At 59.5% G+C, this 17,786-nt stretch carries 19 protein-coding genes and 4 pseudogenes; 8 read left to right on the plus strand and 15 right to left on the minus strand.

What is annotated here, in order from left to right; genetic code table 11:
- The first annotated feature begins 410 nt into the window (after window positions 1–410).
- Both H3H55_RS35075 and H3H55_RS35080 read left to right on the plus strand, forming a co-directional pair.
- Entirely contained in the window at window positions 411–2,018 is a 1,608-nt protein-coding gene (locus H3H55_RS35075) for a 3-keto-5-aminohexanoate cleavage protein (RefSeq protein ID WP_193102756.1), read from the plus strand.
- Between the two features lie 15 nt (window positions 2,019–2,033).
- On the plus strand, window positions 2,034–2,561 hold the full coding sequence (locus H3H55_RS35080; protein ID WP_193102757.1) for a gamma carbonic anhydrase family protein: 528 nt from the start codon (window positions 2,034–2,036) through the stop codon (window positions 2,559–2,561).
- A 258-nt stretch (window positions 2,562–2,819) separates the two neighbouring features.
- Here the strand turns inward: H3H55_RS35080 and H3H55_RS35085 are convergent.
- The 5 genes and pseudogenes from H3H55_RS35085 to H3H55_RS35105 form a co-directional block, all read right to left on the minus strand.
- Window positions 2,820–3,221, minus strand: a pseudogene (locus tag H3H55_RS35085) (ATP-binding protein); the annotation flags it as partial.
- A gap of 60 nt (window positions 3,222–3,281) precedes the next feature.
- On the minus strand, window positions 3,282–3,503 hold the full coding sequence (locus tag H3H55_RS35090; RefSeq protein ID WP_193102758.1) for an integrase core domain-containing protein: 222 nt from the start codon (window positions 3,501–3,503) through the stop codon (window positions 3,282–3,284).
- Window positions 3,461–3,634: pseudogene (locus H3H55_RS35095) on the minus strand (transposase); the annotation flags it as partial. The gene H3H55_RS35090 and the pseudogene H3H55_RS35095, both read right to left, overlap by 43 nt.
- Window positions 3,635–3,779: 145 nt before the next feature.
- Window positions 3,780–3,935 (minus strand): annotated as a pseudogene (locus H3H55_RS35100) (IS6 family transposase); the annotation flags it as partial.
- A 120-nt stretch (window positions 3,936–4,055) separates the two neighbouring features.
- Entirely contained in the window at window positions 4,056–5,654 is a 1,599-nt protein-coding gene (locus H3H55_RS35105; RefSeq protein WP_193102759.1) for a glycosyl hydrolase family 18 protein, read from the minus strand.
- A 577-nt stretch (window positions 5,655–6,231) separates the two neighbouring features.
- On the opposite strand from H3H55_RS35105, the gene H3H55_RS37815 reads away from it, so the two are divergent.
- The 5 genes from H3H55_RS37815 (at window position 6,232) to H3H55_RS35125 (ending at window position 7,924) form a co-directional block, all read left to right on the plus strand.
- Window positions 6,232–6,387, plus strand: a complete 156-nt coding sequence (locus tag H3H55_RS37815) for a phage integrase family protein (protein WP_193103120.1) — start codon at window positions 6,232–6,234, stop codon at window positions 6,385–6,387.
- Between the two features lie 47 nt (window positions 6,388–6,434).
- The gene (locus H3H55_RS37615; protein WP_256249986.1) at window positions 6,435–6,569 is read left to right on the plus strand and encodes a type II toxin-antitoxin system ParD family antitoxin; all 135 of its coding nucleotides are present in this window, start codon (window positions 6,435–6,437) and stop codon (window positions 6,567–6,569) included.
- A 99-nt stretch (window positions 6,570–6,668) separates the two neighbouring features.
- On the plus strand, window positions 6,669–6,827 hold the full coding sequence (locus H3H55_RS35115) for a hypothetical protein (protein WP_164992130.1): 159 nt from the start codon (window positions 6,669–6,671) through the stop codon (window positions 6,825–6,827).
- 165 nt (window positions 6,828–6,992) lie between these two features.
- Window positions 6,993–7,526 carry an IS21 family transposase gene (locus H3H55_RS35120; RefSeq protein ID WP_193102760.1) on the plus strand — a complete coding sequence of 178 codons (534 nt, stop codon included), beginning with the start codon at window positions 6,993–6,995 and terminating at the stop codon, window positions 7,524–7,526.
- A gap of 50 nt (window positions 7,527–7,576) precedes the next feature.
- The gene (locus tag H3H55_RS35125; RefSeq protein WP_193102761.1) at window positions 7,577–7,924 is read left to right on the plus strand and encodes a hypothetical protein; all 348 of its coding nucleotides are present in this window, start codon (window positions 7,577–7,579) and stop codon (window positions 7,922–7,924) included.
- 285 nt (window positions 7,925–8,209) lie between these two features.
- On the opposite strand, the gene H3H55_RS35130 is transcribed toward H3H55_RS35125, so the two are convergent.
- The 3 genes from H3H55_RS35130 to H3H55_RS35140 all read right to left on the minus strand — a co-directional run bounded on the left by H3H55_RS35130 (window position 8,210) and on the right by H3H55_RS35140 (window position 10,262).
- Window positions 8,210–8,857 (minus strand): hypothetical protein, encoded by a 648-nt coding sequence (locus tag H3H55_RS35130; protein WP_193102762.1) that lies wholly within the window; start codon window positions 8,855–8,857, stop codon window positions 8,210–8,212.
- Between the two features lie 68 nt (window positions 8,858–8,925).
- Window positions 8,926–9,993: a phage late control D family protein gene (locus H3H55_RS35135; RefSeq protein ID WP_193102763.1), complete on the minus strand. Its 1,068-nt coding sequence runs from the start codon at window positions 9,991–9,993 to the stop codon at window positions 8,926–8,928.
- Window positions 9,990–10,262 (minus strand): hypothetical protein, encoded by a 273-nt coding sequence (locus H3H55_RS35140; RefSeq protein ID WP_193102764.1) that lies wholly within the window; start codon window positions 10,260–10,262, stop codon window positions 9,990–9,992. Before H3H55_RS35140 ends, H3H55_RS35135 begins: the two co-directional genes overlap by 4 nt.
- A gap of 61 nt (window positions 10,263–10,323) precedes the next feature.
- Here H3H55_RS35140 and H3H55_RS35145 point away from each other — a divergent pair.
- Window positions 10,324–11,140: pseudogene (locus tag H3H55_RS35145) on the plus strand (phage portal protein); the annotation flags it as partial.
- Window positions 11,141–11,246: 106 nt separating this feature from the next.
- On the opposite strand, the gene H3H55_RS35150 reads toward H3H55_RS35145, so the two are convergent.
- The 7 genes from H3H55_RS35150 to H3H55_RS35180 form a co-directional block, all read right to left on the minus strand.
- Window positions 11,247–12,503 (minus strand): PIN domain-containing protein, encoded by a 1,257-nt coding sequence (locus H3H55_RS35150; protein WP_193102765.1) that lies wholly within the window; start codon window positions 12,501–12,503, stop codon window positions 11,247–11,249.
- Between the two features lie 72 nt (window positions 12,504–12,575).
- On the minus strand, window positions 12,576–12,935 hold the full coding sequence (locus H3H55_RS35155; RefSeq protein WP_193102766.1) for a type II toxin-antitoxin system HicB family antitoxin: 360 nt from the start codon (window positions 12,933–12,935) through the stop codon (window positions 12,576–12,578).
- Window positions 12,932–13,186 carry a type II toxin-antitoxin system HicA family toxin gene (locus tag H3H55_RS35160; protein WP_193102767.1) on the minus strand — a complete coding sequence of 85 codons (255 nt, stop codon included), beginning with the start codon at window positions 13,184–13,186 and terminating at the stop codon, window positions 12,932–12,934. Before H3H55_RS35160 ends, H3H55_RS35155 begins: the two co-directional genes overlap by 4 nt.
- Window positions 13,187–13,729: 543 nt before the next feature.
- Complete coding sequence (locus tag H3H55_RS35165; protein ID WP_193102768.1) at window positions 13,730–14,548, minus strand: aspartyl/asparaginyl beta-hydroxylase domain-containing protein; 819 nt, start codon at window positions 14,546–14,548, stop codon at window positions 13,730–13,732.
- Between the two features lie 95 nt (window positions 14,549–14,643).
- Window positions 14,644–15,891 (minus strand): MFS transporter, encoded by a 1,248-nt coding sequence (locus tag H3H55_RS35170; RefSeq protein WP_193102769.1) that lies wholly within the window; start codon window positions 15,889–15,891, stop codon window positions 14,644–14,646.
- Entirely contained in the window at window positions 15,888–16,331 is a 444-nt protein-coding gene (locus H3H55_RS35175) for a GNAT family N-acetyltransferase (protein WP_193102770.1), read from the minus strand. Before H3H55_RS35175 ends, H3H55_RS35170 begins: the two co-directional genes overlap by 4 nt.
- Window positions 16,332–16,338: 7 nt before the next feature.
- Window positions 16,339–17,784 carry a serine hydrolase domain-containing protein gene (locus H3H55_RS35180; RefSeq protein WP_193102771.1) on the minus strand — a complete coding sequence of 482 codons (1,446 nt, stop codon included), beginning with the start codon at window positions 17,782–17,784 and terminating at the stop codon, window positions 16,339–16,341.
- Window positions 17,785–17,786 lie beyond the last annotated feature (2 nt).

Consider the following 17,786-nt stretch of genomic DNA (forward strand, 5'->3'; position numbering starts at 1 on the left):
CTCTCCAGTTCGTAGTCGCAATGCTCGATCGTGAGGTTGATCAAATGGTCCTCACGGAGTTCCACAAGCTCTCACATCATGCGGCCACACGCGCGAATATGGAAATGAGCGCGTCGAGTCGCGGATTTGATGCAATTTCAACAAATTTATATTATCAAAAATCACGTGCGCCACGTACTCATCTGATAATCCGCCAAAAAATTCGAGAAATTACTGCAACGGATAGGGTGAAAATTTCATATTCTCGAAACAGATGTCGAGATTATTTACGAAAATTCCGCTTAAGCCCAAATTCTTTCATCAGCATGATGAAATGCTTTCAGTTTACTTGCATTAAAAATTATGTCGCGTAGAATTTGGCCTGTGGTACCCGCTACAAGCATTAATGTCCAATTCTCTGGAGGATATTCATGACTTCAATGTACATTACCGCTGCGCCGATCGGGGCCGTTCCAAAATGGATCAATCCATTGGAGCCAACCTTTATTCCGTCCTATTTGCTCCAATTGATCGATGGTTCGGAGTCGGCCCGCATTCTTGCGCAATTGCAGGCTGATGGCTGGGAGGCTGTTCCGCACGGAGGGATGCTGCTTACACGCGGACACGACAGTTTCATCGCAGATAGTTGGCTCGAGCAACATGCCGATGCGGGCACTGCCAGACAGACGTTGGAATCGGAAGGATGGCTGCGTCGGGATCAAGCGTGGCATGCTCCGCAGACTTCCGCTGCCGAAGCAACGACGTTGCCACGCGAATGGCTGATGGATGTTAAGTCGATGCCATTGGTGCGACAAATCGTCTTGCAATTGACCACGTATGGCTGGGTGGTCTCAGAACGAGGCGATCTCATTTGGGAGCATGCAAAGCTTCATAGCTATTTCCCTCCTGCTTTAATCGATTCAATCCGCGAAAATTGTCAGCCCTTGTTGAGAAAAATGGAGGGATGTGGCTGGCAGGTCTGCGGGGCCGGATACTGGCAACCGGGTAAGGCGCGTTCGCCATTTCTGCCAATTTCTCCGATGGATATTATTGAGGAATCCATACGATCGTTGGAAGAAGGTGCGGCAGTCGTTCACCTGCATACACGCGAACTCGCTGACCGTCGACAAATCGAGATTCCCGGACTCGGCCAGATCACGGTGGGTTCGCAACGCAATCAGATCGTGCTGGAGCATTACGACCAAATCGTGCCTGCAGTCAAGGCGCGTGACGCATCGGCAATTTTGAATTTGTCAACGAGTGTACGCGGTGATCGCCAAAGTGCTCGCAGTGATTTGCGCCGCGCACATTTGAAATCGTACGGCGACGCGGATGTTCCGGAAATGGCGTCGCTCAGCCCAGCGGCGGTTATCTTTCAGGGTGGTGGTGGTTACGATAATGCGCCAGATTTCCTGGCCGCACAGTTCACGCATTTTTGGCGTACCGGTACCCGCCCGGAAGTTGAGGTATTCAACCACACGATCGTTGACAACGCGACGACATTGTACCGAGAGCACCTCGATGCCGCGGGCAAGCCGGTCCTATTCATGCTGGTGGCAGGCGTGGATCAGTACCGTCGCGACCCCATTACCGGAGAAGTGGAGGACGACTCGCTGATCGAGCCTGCCTGTCGCCAAGAAATCGGCAAACTCTTGTCGATCGGCGACCTCGCCCACAGGGAGCGGGCCGTTTCGATCGCGGCCGAACAGTTGCAACCGGTAGTCGAGAGACTTAGAAATATTTTCCCGACGGGCAAGATTTCAATCCTCTTGCCCGGGCCGATGCAGGTGATGCTGGCCGATGTGGCACTCAGCTTGGGGCTCGATGGGGTTCGAGTTGGGCTCGAGGACGGCTTGAACGTATATGACAGCCGCGCCCCAGGTGGCGTACGGAAAGCTCGAGGCACGTGGGAACAGGTCCGAATGTTGCGCGAGGCGCTCCATGCAAAGGGCATTGCTGTACAAACCTCCGCGCAGGTACGGGATATGCTGAGCATGCCGATCGGTGCGGTGGGATCGCAGAAGCTGGCTCACCAATGACGTGTTGAGGACGAAATGGCCATCTATCGACTCAGCGATCGCACACCCACGATTCACGACAGTGTATTTGTCGCGGACACGGCAGCGGTCATCGGCAATGTCCACTTGGCAGCCCATTCGAGCGTGTGGTTCGGTGCTGTACTGCGCGGCGATACCGAGCCGCTCAGCATCGGAGAAGGGTGCAACATCCAGGACGGCGCCGTGCTACACACCGAGAAGGGATTCCCGTTGAAGCTTGATTCGCACATCACGGTCGGTCATCAAGCCGTACTGCATGGTTGCTCAATCGGTGGAGGCTCTCTGATTGGCATCCAGGCCGTAGTCCTGGACGGAGCCAGGATTGGACGTCAGTCTCTGGTTGGTGCGGGCGCAATCGTGACATCTGGCAAGGAATTTCCGGATCGTGCGCTGATTCTCGGTTCGCCCGCTAAGGTGGTGCGAATGTTGTCGGACGAAGAAGTGATCAAGCTGCAGACGAATATATACTTCTACGCTGAGCAACGACGCCCGCACTTCCGGGAAAAGCTCCTAAGGATCGACTAACTTTGGGGCGTCAATAGGCAGCTCGGGCATTCTGGCTTGTTCGTCAATTTGTAGGCAAGGCATACCATCAGAGCAGAACTCGTGGCTATGCCGATAAATCGACAGCGGAGGGTAGTACTGCAGGCGGCGGTCACGAATGCCGCTGCCTGCTTTATCTCCGAAATATTTTAGAAGCTGTTCCGTCTCTGTTGATTTCCACCGAATCGTGACCCACCGTATTCATCTGAATCTGACCCACCCCGAGACAGCGTAGTCCATCTATTCCGATGTGGATAGCTCCTCACTGCCTGTTGCTTTTGCTGCTCTCTTTCTCGTTGCCTTCGCCTTGGCAGAACTGGACTTGAAGCGCCAGGATTCATTGCCCGTTTCGACGATGTGGCAGTGATGGGTGACGCGGTCCAGCAGCGCCGTCGTCATCCTTGCGTCCCCGAACACGGTCGCCCACTCGCCGAAGCTGAGGTTGGTGGTGATCGCGACACTCGTGTGTTCATACAGCTTCGAGAGCAAGTGGAACAGCAATGCGCCACCGGTCTGGCTGAACGGCAGGTAGCCCAGTTCGTCGAGGATCACCAGGTCGACGTACATCAGCTTATGGGCGATCTGGCCTTGTTTGCCGGTGGACTTCTCCTGCTCCAGTGCGTTGGTCAGCTCGACGGTCGAGAGATGGCCTCACTCGTTCGGACAGTTTTCTGAGATTTTTAAGTGGAGCGGCCGAGGCAATCATGCTGCCGATTTGATCGCAGGCAGTGTCGCGAAGTATGCCTCATCCGGCGTCTGATCCGCCAGGCTCGAATGGGGCCTTTTCCGGTCGTACAACTCGATGTAGTCGCCGATGGAGTGCCGGGCATGGCTGACCGACTCGTAGGCCCGCAGGTAAATCTCTTCGTACTTGATGCCGCGCCAAACACGTCCGCCGCACGCTCCTGCGATTGCCGCTTCCATTCGGTAATCTGGTTCGGGTGCACATCGAACTGCTGCGCCAGCTCGGCCAGCGTGCGCTCGCCCTTGACCGCTGCCAGCGCCACCTTCGCTTTGAACGCCGCTGAGTGCGTGCGTCGGGTTCTCTTCGTCATTTCCTCGGTTCCTTTGCCAGCATTATCGCTGGCTCAGGCCCCGGCCGATCCACTTATCTGGCTGTCCGAATTTGCGAGGCCACCTCTATCCTCGATGGCGCAGAAACGCAATGAACCCGTTGGGCCCGCCAAATTTGTCGCATCAGCGCCTGATCGTTTCGCAGCTCACCACGACACCGCGCTCGAACAGCAATTCTTCGACATCGCGCAGGCTGAGCTGGAAGCGGAAATACCACCGCACGGCCTGAGCAATGGTGGCCGCAGGAAACCGGCGTCCACGATAGAACGAGGTCGTTTTCATGTCGTTATCCTACGCAAACGTGACAATGCCGGTGCGTCGTTAAAAGTCCGCGTACCTTGAGCGAGGGATTGGGCACGCGGACCGGCATGCTGGACTCCAGCTAAAAATGCCTTGCTAGCATTAACGGTTCGGCGCCACCCCGGTGGGCTTGGTGGCGGCGGTGGCGCTGCGCAACTCGCCCATGGTGGACAGCAGTGAGCCTTGCATATCGTCGCCATCCAATGACCAACTGAACACGCCGCCCAGTTGCTGGGCTTTGACATAGCCCAGCTTGGTGCGGATCACATCCGGTGTGTCATAACTCCAGAACTGCGTGCCGTCATAGCTCCACAGCTGCTTGGTGACGGGATGCACATAACGCGCGCCTGCGCGGCCCCCCAGCACACGATAGTCCTCGTAACCGGCCTCGTAAGTGCCGGGCGCGGGGCCGGTGGCGCTTTGATACAGGCCATTGCCATAAGGGCCGGCGGCCACGCCGGTCCAGCCGCGGCCATAGAAGGGGATGCCCACATTGATGCGGTTGCGGGCCAGTCCAGCACTGACCAGGGCATTCACCGCGTCGTCGATATCATAGAACTTGGCGTCGTTCTGGGCCGGATTGGCCGGATCCGGGTAGAGGTTGGACTGGAAGTTGGTGGGGCCTTGCGCTTCCCAGCCGCCATGGAAGTCATAAGACATCACATTGGCCCAGTCCAGGTAAGCGCCGTAGTTGCTCGGTTCGGTATTGCGGATTTTGTCCACTCCGGCGCTCAGCGCGGCGGAAAGGTAATAGCGACGCTTGTTCTGCTGTCCCAGCGCATCCAGCTGACGGCGGAACTCCGCCAGCAGCAGGGTGAAGTTTTGCTTGTCCGCCGCGCTGTAATGATTGGTGGGCAGGCCACCGGCCACCGGGTATTCCCAGTCGATGTCAAAGCCGTCAAACACGCCCAGCGCCACACCCTGTCCCCCAGCGTTTTCTTGTTGCGGCAGGTTGCCCTTGATGTAGAGGTTGATGCAGGAGGAAACCAGCGCCTGGCGGCTGGCGTCGCTGGCGGCTACGGTGGAGAAGTTCTTGGACCAGGTCCAGCCGCCCAGGGAGATCAGCACCTTGAGCTGCGGATTTGTCAGTTTCAGCTTACGCAGTTGGTTGAAGTTGCCGCGTAGTGGGGTGTCCCAGCTGTCTGCCTGGCCGTCCACGGACTCCGCCGCGGAGACGGCGCGCTGGTAATCCGCCCAGGCGTCGCCGCCATCGCCATTGCCGCTTTCCGCGACCGTGACCATGCCGCACTGGCCGTTGGCGTAGACATTGCCAAAAGCGTAGTTGAGCACGGTGAGTTTTTTATCGCCACCGCTGGCCATCAGGTTTTTCACAAAGTACTGGCGCTGATAAATGCCCCATTGGGTGAAATAAGAGCCCACGTTGTAGCCCACGGTGGGCGTGGGTTCCGGCGGCACGCCGCTGCCTGAGCCGCCGCCTGAGCCGCCGCCGCTGACAGGCGCGCATGAGTTGGCGGCGCGCTGCTGCCAAACGGCCCCTTGGCTGGCTGTAGGCGTTTCCCCTCGCGTCCACCATTGCGCTTGCCAGGTTTGGCCGTTGTACAAGGCGTAATCGCCCGCGTTATAGATCTGGCTGGATTGCCAGGCGCTGCAGCTGGGCAGGGCATGGGCCGCAGAGCTGGCCACGATGAGGCTGCTCGCGCCGATCAGGGGCAGGCACAGGCGGTAAATCGAACGTTGCATTGCATTCTCCTTTGCTTTATGGCGGATGCCGGTGATAAAGCCTGGTTTACTTTGGTATGTATTTGGTATTAAAGTGGTATCAGTATTGGTCAGGATTTGGGAAATGCAAGGAGAATTTCGGGGCGCTTCAGAAAATCTATGCCCCCCTTTTTTTGCAAGACTGATTTCGATGTCGTTGTTGGCTTGCGTAAATCTATTCGGCACCGTTTAGGGGAATGACTTCCCGCACCACGATGAGATTCGCGCCTGGCGGTCCTAAAAGCGGAAGCAGTCTGGCAAAGGTGCTTGGAAAACGATTATTTATAAAATCCATCTTGATCGGCTGCAGATGTCGGGGTAGTCGATATCCCGAAAAATCCGGCGACGACAATGTGATAACTGTTAAGTCAACCTTAATACGCTGTTGAAGCGCATCGTATTCTTGAACATCGACACGGATATGCATTTAAATACGTAACAATGTCCACGGCGGGGCCCTGCGCGAGATCCGCGCTCGCATCGCTCTCCATACCCGAAGCAGGGCGCGGAGGGCTACGAGTCTCGTTGAGACGTCACAGCCCGAGCACGCGCTCGAGGGCTGGTTCGACCCCAGCTCATTGGGCGGCTCACGGCCGCCGACGTCGCTACGTGTGCCGATCTGCTCACACTGATTCGCAAGCGGCGTCAGCGCTGGTATCGCGCGGCGCTGTACTTCGGCCCGCCCGGCGCGCACCTGGCAAACCACGGTCCGTGACGGCGTTACGAGGATGGAGTAGGAGGCACCACGGGCATCGCCCAGCAATGAGTATCAGCCTCCCGAGCGAGATGGCCGACGGCGTGCGGCAGCAGGTCGCCAGCGGCACCTATGCCACGTCAGAAGTAATGAATCCGCAACGCGCTGCGCTGCGCGGGCTCGCCGGCCACAAGCCGAAGTGACCGACCGCCATTCGATTCGGTCGCGCCGTGGCACCCCTGTATCTGGCACCATGTGAACCGCACGCTGGTATCAATTGATGCTTTATGGATGGATCCGACATGTTGCTTGTGACCCCTGAAGCGGTGGCCGACGTGATGGAGCTTCGGCCGGTACCGCATACGCTGGCGGAGCTCGAGGCCCGTGTGCGCGACGGCCTGCCGAAGGCCGCGCGCGAAATTAGCGATCGGCGACGGCGACGCGGACGTCAGCGTTCGTGACGTTGACTGCAGTCCTCCAATATCAACCAGACCCCATAAAAACTTCGCTAGTCAGCATTATGTTAAATTCAGTCGCCAACAAAACGGGCACTTCTGTCAGGTTGAATGAAACTGTTTGTAAACATATTTACAATCGATTACACAGTTTCGCTTCTCGCAACGCTTATGAATGCCGCCGATCACCGTCACGGCGCGCTGTCGGATTTCCTCGCGCTCACTGACGGCCTTTCCATCGCTCGAATCGCGCAGTCGCTCCGCTGTTGCACCCGCACTGTCCGGAACTACGTTGCTGGCCGCTCGCCGATCCTGTGGCATCGCATCGAGCTACTTCGCTTGCTCGCGCGTGAAACGGATGCGCCGGCCGCCAGCGCCGGCGCCGCATCGACGACTGAACAACCGACCGTGGTAGCGAACATCGAGCTCGACCCGGCATCCCCAGACGTTCTGCCCGACGAGATGCTTGCATGGGTCGGCGTCCACGCGTCGCATTTCCTCTCATGCCAACGCAGCTTCACGCACTACGTGCGCGGCTGGAACGTCGTCGACAAGATTCGGCGAGCCAAGCGCGAAGGCACGTTCGCGGCCGTTCTCGCGCAATGGCGTGTCCTGGCTCTCGAGCTACCACGCATGTGGCGCAGTGGCCCGCTTTGGACTGGCGTCGGCCCGCCGGCCTACCACCGCCGAGAAAGCAAAATGTAACATTGTGTTAATCTTCAGCTTTCGTTTTTACAACACAAAAAGGACAATCCATGACCTTTTCCGGGGTACGTCGCGCATGCGGCGTGTTTGCTGTCGTCTGTGTTTCGGCGTTCGTGACCCAATCCGCGTCAGTGGCTGCGCCGACCGCTTATCAAATCAAATCTGGGCCGTGGTTCGGTTGCGATACCAAAGATCGCTTCTACAAGATCATGTCTTTCGACAAAGCCGCGTTCAAGAAAGCCGCGACCAACGCGATCGTGGCCGGCAATTGCACGCTGTTCCGTGCCGGCCAGACGGTCTACCTTGGTGATGTTCCGATCCTTGGCGGAGCGATCCAGCTTCGCCGCGAAGGCGAGACTGAGGAATTCTGGACGAACCGAGAAGCAATCAGCAAGTAAGCCGCCGCGAGAACGCGCCACGAAGCCCGCACCAGCGGGCTTTTTCATTTCTGAGTGCCCGTCCTGGAACACTTATTTTGGATGGAGCGACCCCGACGAAAGGCCCGTTGTGTTTCCACACGCGGCGGTGCTCACGGGAATGGCGGTCGCTGCTTTCGATGAGGCCCGCCGCACTGGCCGACCGTATTCGATCTTGCCGGCGTGGCGTTCTCGGCTAGGCATGTAGTTTGCCGCTTCGCAACCAGAAATGCGGTCGATATCGGTCCGACGTTAAAGCGATAATCGTCATTGCTGCACAATGGCGCCCGCTAGCTCATCAGGAAGTGATTTGTAATATGAATCTATTTTGTGATTGAGAGTAGCAACCATTTTGTTAATTTCTGTCACCTTTGCATCTTCAAATGCAAGTGCCGGGCTGGCTTGCCAACTGTTACCGACAAAAAAGTTTAGAAGTTTCACTAACAAGGCACGATATTCTTGCTTGAAATCACCCGGTAGATAAAGTTGATGGGGGGTCAACGCGTTTGCGAATTCTTGAACGCGGGTGTAGGTCTTTGCTTGCGATGGTCGAACTTCGACAGACTGCATCGCTCCGGCCAAAACATGTGACGGAATCTCTGAAATCGCCACATAGAGATCGTGATAAGCATTCAATCGTCTTTCGAACAGCTTTTCAGCTACGACTTTTCGCATTTCAGCTCGCAACCGCCCCATGCCTTGCGAGCGGGCCAGTTCGTTTTTGTACATCTCCATATCACGGGAAAGTTCATGTTTGTAACGCTCCGCGTCGCGCTCCAACCCCCTACCAACGCGCTTTGTGAGCCAAGTTGTTAATCCCGTGTCGACAAGCTTCCAGCAAGCCGCCGCGATTAGAAGAATCACGGCCGTAACACCACCCAAGGCGGTGAGAACATACTGAACAGTCGTCAACATCGTCGAGCCCCGTGAATATGTGTTTATGCGTGATATTACCCCCGTTTCACGGTCCACCTCAGCAACACCTACCCGTTCCGCTTTCGAAAATGCGAGCGATGCCGATCCGTCGTCGGATCGTCACGCACCTCCAGTTCAAGCGCCGACGTGAAGCCAACATCGCCAGAAATCGTGTGCGTGACCTGTTTCACAAGCCACGGTGTTTCGTCGATATCCGGTTTGAAGCCTGCCACGGTCACGGGCATTTCGGGAAATAGATCGGCGCGGCCGAGCGCGAGCGTGTAAGACATAGTCGCTTGACTGCGCTTCACGCGCGTTAACTCCGCTTGCGCCGCCGCGCGCGCTTCCGCTTCGGTCTCGTAGTCTTCGGGCAGCACCTTCACATTCTTGTTGTTTTCTTCGCCGACGACGACAGATTTTCGCTTGCCCTTCGTGTTCGAATGATAGTGCGCGCACACGGCCTGATAGCTCTCACGCTCGGCGATGTGATACCGATGCCGATCGCCTGACGCGCGCGTCAGGTTCAGCACGGCAAGCGACTTCCCGCTCACGGTCTTTCCTGATCCGATCGGCATGAACAGCAAGTTCGAATCCTTGACGTTCATGACCGCGTCGTAACGCTTCGCCAGTCGCGTGAGAAATGACATATCGCTTTCGTGCGTCTGGTCGATGTGAGCGATCCGAATCCGTCCGATCTTCGCCTCTACCTTCACCTTGAGCACATGCCGCCCGGCGATCGTTCCGACGATGTCGGCGATCGTCACGCCATGCCAACTTTTCTCGCGCCGCTCGTGCATCTTGTTCGTCATCGAAGCCGACTTCGCGCGGATCGTTAGAACGTCCGGCGCCCCGCTATGCTCGATTTCGTCGACCGTGAACGCCCCTTTGTCGGTCAGCGACTCGCCGACCCATCCGATCGACAGCTTGATATCGGCGCCACGCTTCGGAATGGCGAACGTCCCTTTCGTATCGTCCAAGACGAGGTCGAGCACATCGGGTTCTTCCGCGCGCGACTCCGATAGCGTCAGGCTGATGAGGTTCGGTGCGAACATGCGCGAGATATCGCGACCGTCGAGCGTGATGCGATAGTCGGCCTGCGGTTGCTTGCGCGCGGGCTGCGTCGTTGCTTCCATCATGCGTCCCCCGACACCTTACCAAGCACAAACTGCACGACGCTGCCGATCGAATCGCCGTTCATCGTCGATACCTGTCGTGCCGCCTTGATCGCCGCATCCAGTTCGAGCCCCGTTGCCGTCGACAAACCTTTGACGGCGGCGGCCGCCGCCTGCGGCGCCATGTTGCCGATGACGCCGATTGCGGCCGACTTGATCGAATTGATCGACAGGTTCTTGACGTTGTCGACGACGGTCGTCGCAACCTTCACGACCTGACGGACGTCGTTCAACAGCTCCTTCGCAGCGTTCCCCGACTCGCTGCCGTCGCCTTGTGTTGCCGCGAGCGTTTCGTCGGTTACGCATCACGCGTCCGCGATGTACTTGAAACGGAATGTGCTCGCGTCGACGTTCATCCAGCATCGGCTGAGGAGCCGTGAATCGTTCCGGCGGTGGGCGCTCGACTGGCTGATTTTCGGTAACGGCTATCAGGCGCCCGTGCGCAACCGTGTCGGCGGCATCATGCGATACGAGCCACCGCCGGCGAAGTACATGCGACCCCGTACTGACCGCCTACGTGCAAACGAACGGCTGGCAGGCGGTGCACGAATTCGACCCTGGCGCCGTGCATCACCCGATCGAAGCCGACGTGAATCAGGAGATTTATGGCGTGCCGGAATATCTCGGTTCGTTGCACGCGGCGATGTTGAACAAATCCTCGACGCTGTTTCGACAACGCTACTACGAGAACGGAAGCCATGCCGGCTTCATCCTCGACCTGACCGACGACAAGGCCGGGCAGGACGATATCGACGCGCTGCGCGACGCATTGAAGAGTGCGAAGGGGCCGGGGAATTTCCGAAACCTGTTTTACTATGCGCCGGGTCGGAACAAGGACGGGATGTAGTTGATTCCCGTGTCGGAAGTCGCCGTGAAAGACGAATTCTTCAGCATCAAGGACATCACGCGCGACGACTTGCTCGCTGCGCATCGTGTGCCGCCGCAATTGCTGGGTATCGTGCCGAGCAACGCAGGCGGATTCGGCACCGCTGACACGGCCGCCCGTGTGTTCGGCCGTAACGAAATTGCGCCGCTACAGGCTCAGTTCACGCCATTCAACGAGTGGGCGGGAGATGAGATTGGCGCTTCTCTCTCTACAGTATCGACGTAGCGTGACTAGTCTTATCGTCAAAATACGCTTCAAATAAAATCTAACATGTGGGCGATGTTAGTAGGCTGGGCAAGTAGTGCTCGGCCGGCCCAAAATAATGCTTGAGTTAACGTTCGTTTGATTCCGGAGTGGGTCCGAACACAATATTCCACATTTCTGAGTTTGGTTTAATATATCCCGTTTTTAAGTTGATTTCCTTATCAACAAAGAAAATCGCGCGGCGAATCTCAAGCCCCTTCTCCAGTTGCCGCTCTTCGATCGGCAACTCCAAATACATCTTGCTGAGTCTATTCCTTTCTTCAACAAGGTTCTTTACTTGTATCGCCAACGTCGGTCCGCGATAATCGGATACGAGCGCCGGGCGCTGGTCATCATATTGTAAATCGTACTGCCACAATGAGTCGTTGAGCTGATGATTGCGAACGTTCGCCGAATATTCTATTTTCGAATTGGCGCCAATCAACCATTTTTTCAGCGCGCTCGTCTCGCGCTGCATCTCGTCCCGAACCTCCTTTGCTTCCTCGATTGACGATTCGGGCAATTTCCGATCCAGAAATTTTGACGCGTACTTCAGAAACTGATCGCATTGATACATGTGCAGAGGTACTTTCGCGACATCCCAAAGCTCTTGCCTTAACTCCGGTAATGGGCCGATAGTTTTCCCGCCAACCCTCTGCCACCAGTCATCTTTGACGTCGTCGGTAACGAAGATAATTGCAGATTTCGGATTCAGCGCTCTTTGCAATATTTCGAGCCACAAAATCGCATCACCGTACTGCTGAACGCCCCCCTTTTCTTTATCGCGCAAACCCGGCGGCTGAGAATTATCAAAGCGACGCTTTGCTTCATCGACAAGCCTCTTATACTCGTCGGGTTCGGGCTTCTCGCCTACCCTGCCAGAGAATATCCCAGTCAAGCGCTCCAGTACCGGGTCTGGCTCTGTTATCCAGTCTGGATGTCGATCCTCCTTGGCCTCCAACTCTGAATTCAGCTGCGAGAATGTTTTATCCAATATCTTCGAAATGTCTTCCACGTCGATCCCAGGGTGACGGCGAAATCCATTCAGAATCTTCCCTAAATCCGCTCTTGCTTTACCAAGTTCGTCTCGCAGCTTCGCATATCCCAAAACGGCCGCGCTCATAACTTGAGTTCTGTTTTGAAAAAATTCCAAACCAACTTGGTAAGGAATCCAGACTCGATCCCCCAACGCCTCCAACGTTTGAACGAAGGTTTCCCGTGTATCGTCGGTGTATCGATATAGATTCAGCAATGCGTTGGCATCGAAAACGAACGTTCCTTCCGCCCACATCTGTTCGATTTCGCTTTGTAAGGGGCGATAGTGTCCCGGAAATATATCTTTCATACCCCTTGCGACTCGCACAGGTGAATGTCGACCGTCCTATCGACGTTACCGGGAACGCTACAACGGACCGAATTATGCGTGTGCCGCCCGTTCGAGCACTTCGCGCGCCGCGCGCCCTAGTACCTCTTCCGACCACTGATTGATACTTTCGTTTGCGATGGCGGCAGCTACGCCGACGGCCGCGTGCGTCTCCGGGTTGAGGCGCAGCATCAGCTTCCCGGACGCCGGCTTTTGCGGCGTCCGATTCATGCGTGCGCACTCGTTGAGGTAATGATCGACGGCCGCGTGAAAGTCGTCCGTCAGTTCGGCGACCGTCTCGCCGTGAAAGCTAATCTTGTCGTCGACGCCGAGCACGTGCCCGACAAAAATATTGTCGCGGCCGTCGAAATCGACGCGGGCGTAATAGCCCTTGTACGTCATTGCGTTGGTCATGGCTTTATCCCCATTTCGTTGAACCAGTCGCGCACATCCTCTACCTGATAGCGCTTCGCCTCTTTGCCCGGATGCGGGCGATGCAGGTATCGGCGCGTCCCGTTCAGCTCGAAGGCGATGCGCGACCCGGCGCCTTCGTGAAGGCTACCGCCCAACGCGACAATCAAAGCTTCGATATCCGCGAACACGATGCCGCCCAAGGTCGGCTTCGTGTAGATCGCGGTCAGCGTGCGGGCGTGTTTCGTTTTCATGGGATCATGATAGCACAATTTGATATCACTTGGTATCAAATGATATCAAAAATTGCTATCGCCAGTTGAATCTCGACGATTCGATAGCAGGCTGCCGGCGCCGCCGGGCGCTGCGGAGTTGCGTCACCCTGCCAATGAGGTGCGAGCCCGGCCACGGGGTTGAAATCGAGGAGGAGGCCGGGGTTTCCCGGCGGGGCCGCCGCGCGAGCACCCTCCCCGCGCCCGGAAAATCGCAGTTCCCTCCCCGCCTGCCCACCCCTCTAAATGGGGCGTTTTTGGTGCACCGACCGAGAACCGCGTAAACGCCAGCCGGCGCGGGGTTCGGGTGATTTCACATGGTGATAAATTGATGCGCTTTGGTACAAAAATATGACAAAATTCCTGTAACACGCACCGCCGGCCGCACATTCAACGGCCGCCTTCAGATCCGCGGCCGCCTTCCGCGCAGCGCCGTTTTTCTGCTTGGCCTTGGCCCTATTTCGATGAAGTCGTCAGGATGATGATCAAAAGGCGACCGCCCCCAGCCAGTCGCCCATCCCCGCCTCACGCCGCGGCTGCTTCCGCCCACGGTGGCCGGAACTCCAGCCCGAGATGCTGGCTGATCGCAGCGTCGAGTCGCTCGACCGCGTCCCGCTCGATACGTGTAATGCCCGGATGCCAGATATCGACCAGCAGGCAAACCCGCGGCTCGTCGCTGTCGTTCCAGCTCTCATGCTCGAACGTATCGTCGAAAATGATCGCGCGACGGTCCGGCCACTCGCGGATCTCGTCGCCGACGCGCAGCCGCGAGCCGCGCGGCACGATCAGCGGAAGCTGGCAGGTCAGCTTGAGATTCGTCGTGTCCGAATGCGGCGGGATCCGCGTACCGCCCTGGATCACCGAAAAGATGAAGGCGCCGCTCGGGCTGAGGAAATCCTGCACCTGCCGCATCAGCGCCGCGGTGCGCGGGCAGCGGCGGCAATTCTCCTCGACCTCGGGCTCGCCCTTGCGCCTGAAATAGAACGACCCCCAGTCGTTCCGCCGGATCGACTCGAAACGTCCCGCCACCTGCTCTTCGTACGGCAGCAGCATCGGCGTGGTGACCTGCGCGAGAAACTCCTCGCGCAGCATGTCGACCGACGCCTCGATCGTCGACGTGAACGCCTCGAGCTCCGGATAATCGGACGCCTCGTACCACGGCTTGCCGTCCAGCCCCGGGAAATAGAACAGCAACGGCCGCTGATGTTTCGGCAACGCGGGCAGCGGAACGCGCCCCGTGTTGATGTCGACGAACTCGATCACGCGTTTGAGTTCCGCTATCCCGTACTGCGACACGAGCGCCTCCAGCGTTTCGTGAATCGCGTTGCGCATCTCCTGCTTCATAAGTCGCTCTCCTTGGCTATCGTGGGGTGACAAACTAAAAAGATTGCCGCTACCGCATGGCGCATCACACATGAATCGAACCGGCGCGCCCTGCCCTACACGCGCGCCGTCGCCTTCGCCTCTTCCACCGGGCCGGCGGCCCAGCCGCCGATCGACGCGCCGTACCCGGCCGCCACCGCGACCAGCACGCCGACGCCGCACCACACCGCCTGCACGCCCCACTGGCTGACCAGGTAGCCGAGCAGGATCGACGCAATCATGCTGCCGAGCTGGAACACCAGCGAAAAGAACGAGACGGCGCGCGATCGCAGCGCATCGGGCGTCCGGTGATGCAGCACCGCGTTGACCACGGCGCCGGCGATGCCGAGGAACAGCGCGACCCCGCTCAGCACGACGCCGAACGCGACCACATCAAACGCCCAGCGCGTCAGCACGAGGCTCACGGCGAGCCCGGCGAACGGCAGCGTCACGGCGAGCGCCGGCCGTGCGGCGAAATGCTTCATCACGCGATACGACACCCAGCCGCCCGCGCCCTTGAGGACCAGCATCAGCGTGAGGAACAGGCCGAACGCCCAGGTCGCGCCATGCATCGGCACAAGCGTCTTCAGCACCACCGGCCAGTAGCTCTCCAGCACCGACACGACACCGCCGAGCAGCATGCACAGCACGATCAGCGGCCGCACCGCGCCGCCATGCCACGCGAACCGGATCAGTTCGCGAAGATCGTCGAGCATCGTGCCGGCCGGCGCCGCCTCGTGCGGCGCCCGCTCCGCCTCGGCGAAAAACCACGACGTCAGGCCCAGCAGCACGATGAACAAGCCGCACGCGAACGCCAGGCCGATCTTGTACGGGTTGTCGAACAGCCGGCTGCCGATCAGGTCCGGGAGCACGCCGCCGACCAGCGACATGCTCGCCAGCCCGAGCGCGGAGGCCAGCTCCGCGCGGCCGAGAAAATACGGAATCCGCTTCGTCTCGCCGTGCTCGCGCAACAGGCCGACATACCACGCGTCGACGGTGCCGGAACTCATCGCACGCGCGACGCCGAAGCTCGCCGCGGCGAGGTACAGCATCGGCTTCTGGCTGAAGCACAGCATCAGCGCGCAGCCGACGCTGTTCATCAGCAGCGATACGCGATAGGTCCGGATGCGGCCCACACGGTCGGCCATCGCGCCGAACGGCAGCTCCAGCGCGATGGTCGACAGGCTGAACAGCGCCGCGTAAAGCCCGATCTCGAACAGCGTGAAATGGTTGTGCAGCAGGAACAGCGTGACGACCGGCAGCACGAGGCCGAAGGTGCCCCACAACGCCGCCTGCTGCAGGCAGTACCGCAGGTGGACGGTCATCGGCCGTCCTTGCCGCCGGACTCGAGCAGCAGGTACTCGCCGTCTTCCGCGCTGCCGGCGCCGATCTCGACGAAGCCGCACGCGGCATAAAACGCCAGCGCCGGCACGTTGGCGCGCAGGCACTTGAGCCGGTAGTGCGTTGCCGGCCAGCCCGGCAGTGCGCGCAGCAGCACCCGGCCGATGCCGCGCCGGTGATGCGGCCGGTGCACGTACAGGTGATGGATGAAATGGTCAGGCTCCCAGACCGACACGAAGCCGGCAAGTTGCCCGCCGTCGTCCTCGGCGACCCGCAGCCGCTCGCCTTCCGTCTGGGCCTCGAAGTCGGTCAGCTGGAACGCGCCGGCCGGCTGCCAGACGAAGGTCTCCTGGCGCGAGCGCAGGAACAGCTCGCGCAGGGCCGGCATATCGGCGGCCACAGCGTCTCGTACAGTAATCCTCATGATTCGCTTACCTCGCAGCGGTCGTGGTTGTCGGGCCAGTGCAGCCTGGCAGGCTCGCCATCACGTCGGCGACGAAACGTTCGGTGTCCCAGCTGCGGTCCACCGTCGCGCCCAGCCGTGTAATAACCGCGCGGCACGACGGCACGATCACCACCAGTTGGTGATTGAAGCCGTCCATCATCATCAGGTCCTCCGGCAGCGACGGAAACCGGCGCGCGCCGTCGACGCCGGCATTCAGCCACAGATGCGCGCCGCGCCGGCCATCGTGCCGCTCTGCCTGCGGCGTCGCCATGAACCGCACCCAGTCCGGATCGACGATGCGCGTGCCGCGCCACACGCCTTGCTGCAGGATCAACTGGCCGAGCTTCGACCAGTCCCGCGCCGACGCCAGCATGTAGCTGCCGCCGACCAGCGTGCCCGACGCGTCGGGCTCCATCATCGCGGTGCGGATGCCGAGCGGCTCGAACAGCCGCGCCCGCGCGAACGGCACGATGTCGAGCGGCCGCGGCGAGACGGCGCGCGCGACGATCTTCGCGACCAGCACGCTGCCGCCGCTCTGGTAGTCCACCTCGCGGCCGGGCGCGACCTTCAGCGGCCGGCTCGCGACGAAGCGCGCCATGTCGGTCGACTGGTACAGCATCTTCGTCGTGTCCGAGCCGGGCAGATAGCCTTCCTGGTAATCCAGCCCGCTCGTCCATTGCAGCAGGTTCCGCAGCTGGATCGCCTGGCGCGGATCGCCGGGCGACGACCAGTCGTCCAGCAGGTGATCCTGCGCGAGCGTCAGCTTGCCGTCGCGGGCCAGTACGCCCGCCAGCAACGCGGTGACGGTCTTGGTCATCGACCAGCCGAGCAACGGGGTGGCGGCCGTGACGCCCGGCGCGTACTGCTCGCCGACGAGCTTGCCGTCCTGCCGCACGACCACGGCCAGCGTGTTGCGCAGCGACCCGGGCGACGGCTCCGCCATCGCGCGCTCCAGCACGTTGCGCAGCGCCGGCGGCGGATCGGACGGCGCGGCATCGTCGGCATCGTCGGCGTTGTCGATGTTGTCGGCATCGGCCACGGCGGGCGGCAGCGCGAGGCCGCGGCCCTGTGCGCGCAACGCGTCGATCGCGTCGGCCGGCGCGATCGTGCAGCCGAGGCCCGGCCGGTACAGCGCGACCGTCGCGTGCAGCACGCCGAGCCCGGCGGCCTCGACGGTCTGTCGCGCACGGTCGATCCGGTACGTGACGAGGTTGAACAACGGATTGATCGGCTTCACTTCGCGCGCGAACAGCGCGCCCGGATTGCCGGCGCCGCCGGCGAGCACGCGCACGCACAGGTAATGCGACGCATAGCCGGTCGCGGCGGGCAGCGCCCAATACAGCAGGCCCGCGGCAATCACCAGCAACAGCACGACTGTGACGGCGAGAATCTTGAAGGCGGTAGCGACACGGGACGGATGACGATCCGGCATGG

The sequence above is a fragment of the Burkholderia sp. Z1 genome (assembly GCF_014893795.1).
Taxonomy (GTDB): domain Bacteria; phylum Pseudomonadota; class Gammaproteobacteria; order Burkholderiales; family Burkholderiaceae; genus Burkholderia; species Burkholderia theae.

Coding starts and splice junctions, on each gene's coding strand:
- H3H55_RS35160 (WP_193102767.1), bottom strand. CDS start 13,186: ATGAAAACGAAACACGCCCGCACGCTGACCGCGATCTACACGAAGCCG.
- H3H55_RS37615 (WP_256249986.1), top strand. CDS start 6,435: ATGAGTATCAGCCTCCCGAGCGAGATGGCCGACGGCGTGCGGCAGCAG.
- H3H55_RS35115 (WP_164992130.1), top strand. CDS start 6,669: ATGTTGCTTGTGACCCCTGAAGCGGTGGCCGACGTGATGGAGCTTCGG.
- H3H55_RS35090 (WP_193102758.1), bottom strand. CDS start 3,503: ATGGAAGCGGCAATCGCAGGAGCGTGCGGCGGACGTGTTTGGCGCGGC.
- H3H55_RS35170 (WP_193102769.1), bottom strand. CDS start 15,891: ATGACCGTCCACCTGCGGTACTGCCTGCAGCAGGCGGCGTTGTGGGGC.
- H3H55_RS35130 (WP_193102762.1), bottom strand. CDS start 8,857: ATGTTGACGACTGTTCAGTATGTTCTCACCGCCTTGGGTGGTGTTACG.
- H3H55_RS35175 (WP_193102770.1), bottom strand. CDS start 16,331: ATGAGGATTACTGTACGAGACGCTGTGGCCGCCGATATGCCGGCCCTG.
- H3H55_RS35150 (WP_193102765.1), bottom strand. CDS start 12,503: ATGAAAGATATATTTCCGGGACACTATCGCCCCTTACAAAGCGAAATC.
- H3H55_RS35125 (WP_193102761.1), top strand. CDS start 7,577: ATGACCTTTTCCGGGGTACGTCGCGCATGCGGCGTGTTTGCTGTCGTC.
- H3H55_RS35075 (WP_193102756.1), top strand. CDS start 411: ATGACTTCAATGTACATTACCGCTGCGCCGATCGGGGCCGTTCCAAAA.
- H3H55_RS35120 (WP_193102760.1), top strand. CDS start 6,993: ATGAATGCCGCCGATCACCGTCACGGCGCGCTGTCGGATTTCCTCGCG.
- H3H55_RS35165 (WP_193102768.1), bottom strand. CDS start 14,548: ATGAAGCAGGAGATGCGCAACGCGATTCACGAAACGCTGGAGGCGCTC.
- H3H55_RS35080 (WP_193102757.1), top strand. CDS start 2,034: ATGGCCATCTATCGACTCAGCGATCGCACACCCACGATTCACGACAGT.
- H3H55_RS35135 (WP_193102763.1), bottom strand. CDS start 9,993: ATGATGGAAGCAACGACGCAGCCCGCGCGCAAGCAACCGCAGGCCGAC.
- H3H55_RS35155 (WP_193102766.1), bottom strand. CDS start 12,935: ATGACCAACGCAATGACGTACAAGGGCTATTACGCCCGCGTCGATTTC.
- H3H55_RS35105 (WP_193102759.1), bottom strand. CDS start 5,654: ATGCAACGTTCGATTTACCGCCTGTGCCTGCCCCTGATCGGCGCGAGC.
- H3H55_RS35180 (WP_193102771.1), bottom strand. CDS start 17,784: ATGCCGGATCGTCATCCGTCCCGTGTCGCTACCGCCTTCAAGATTCTC.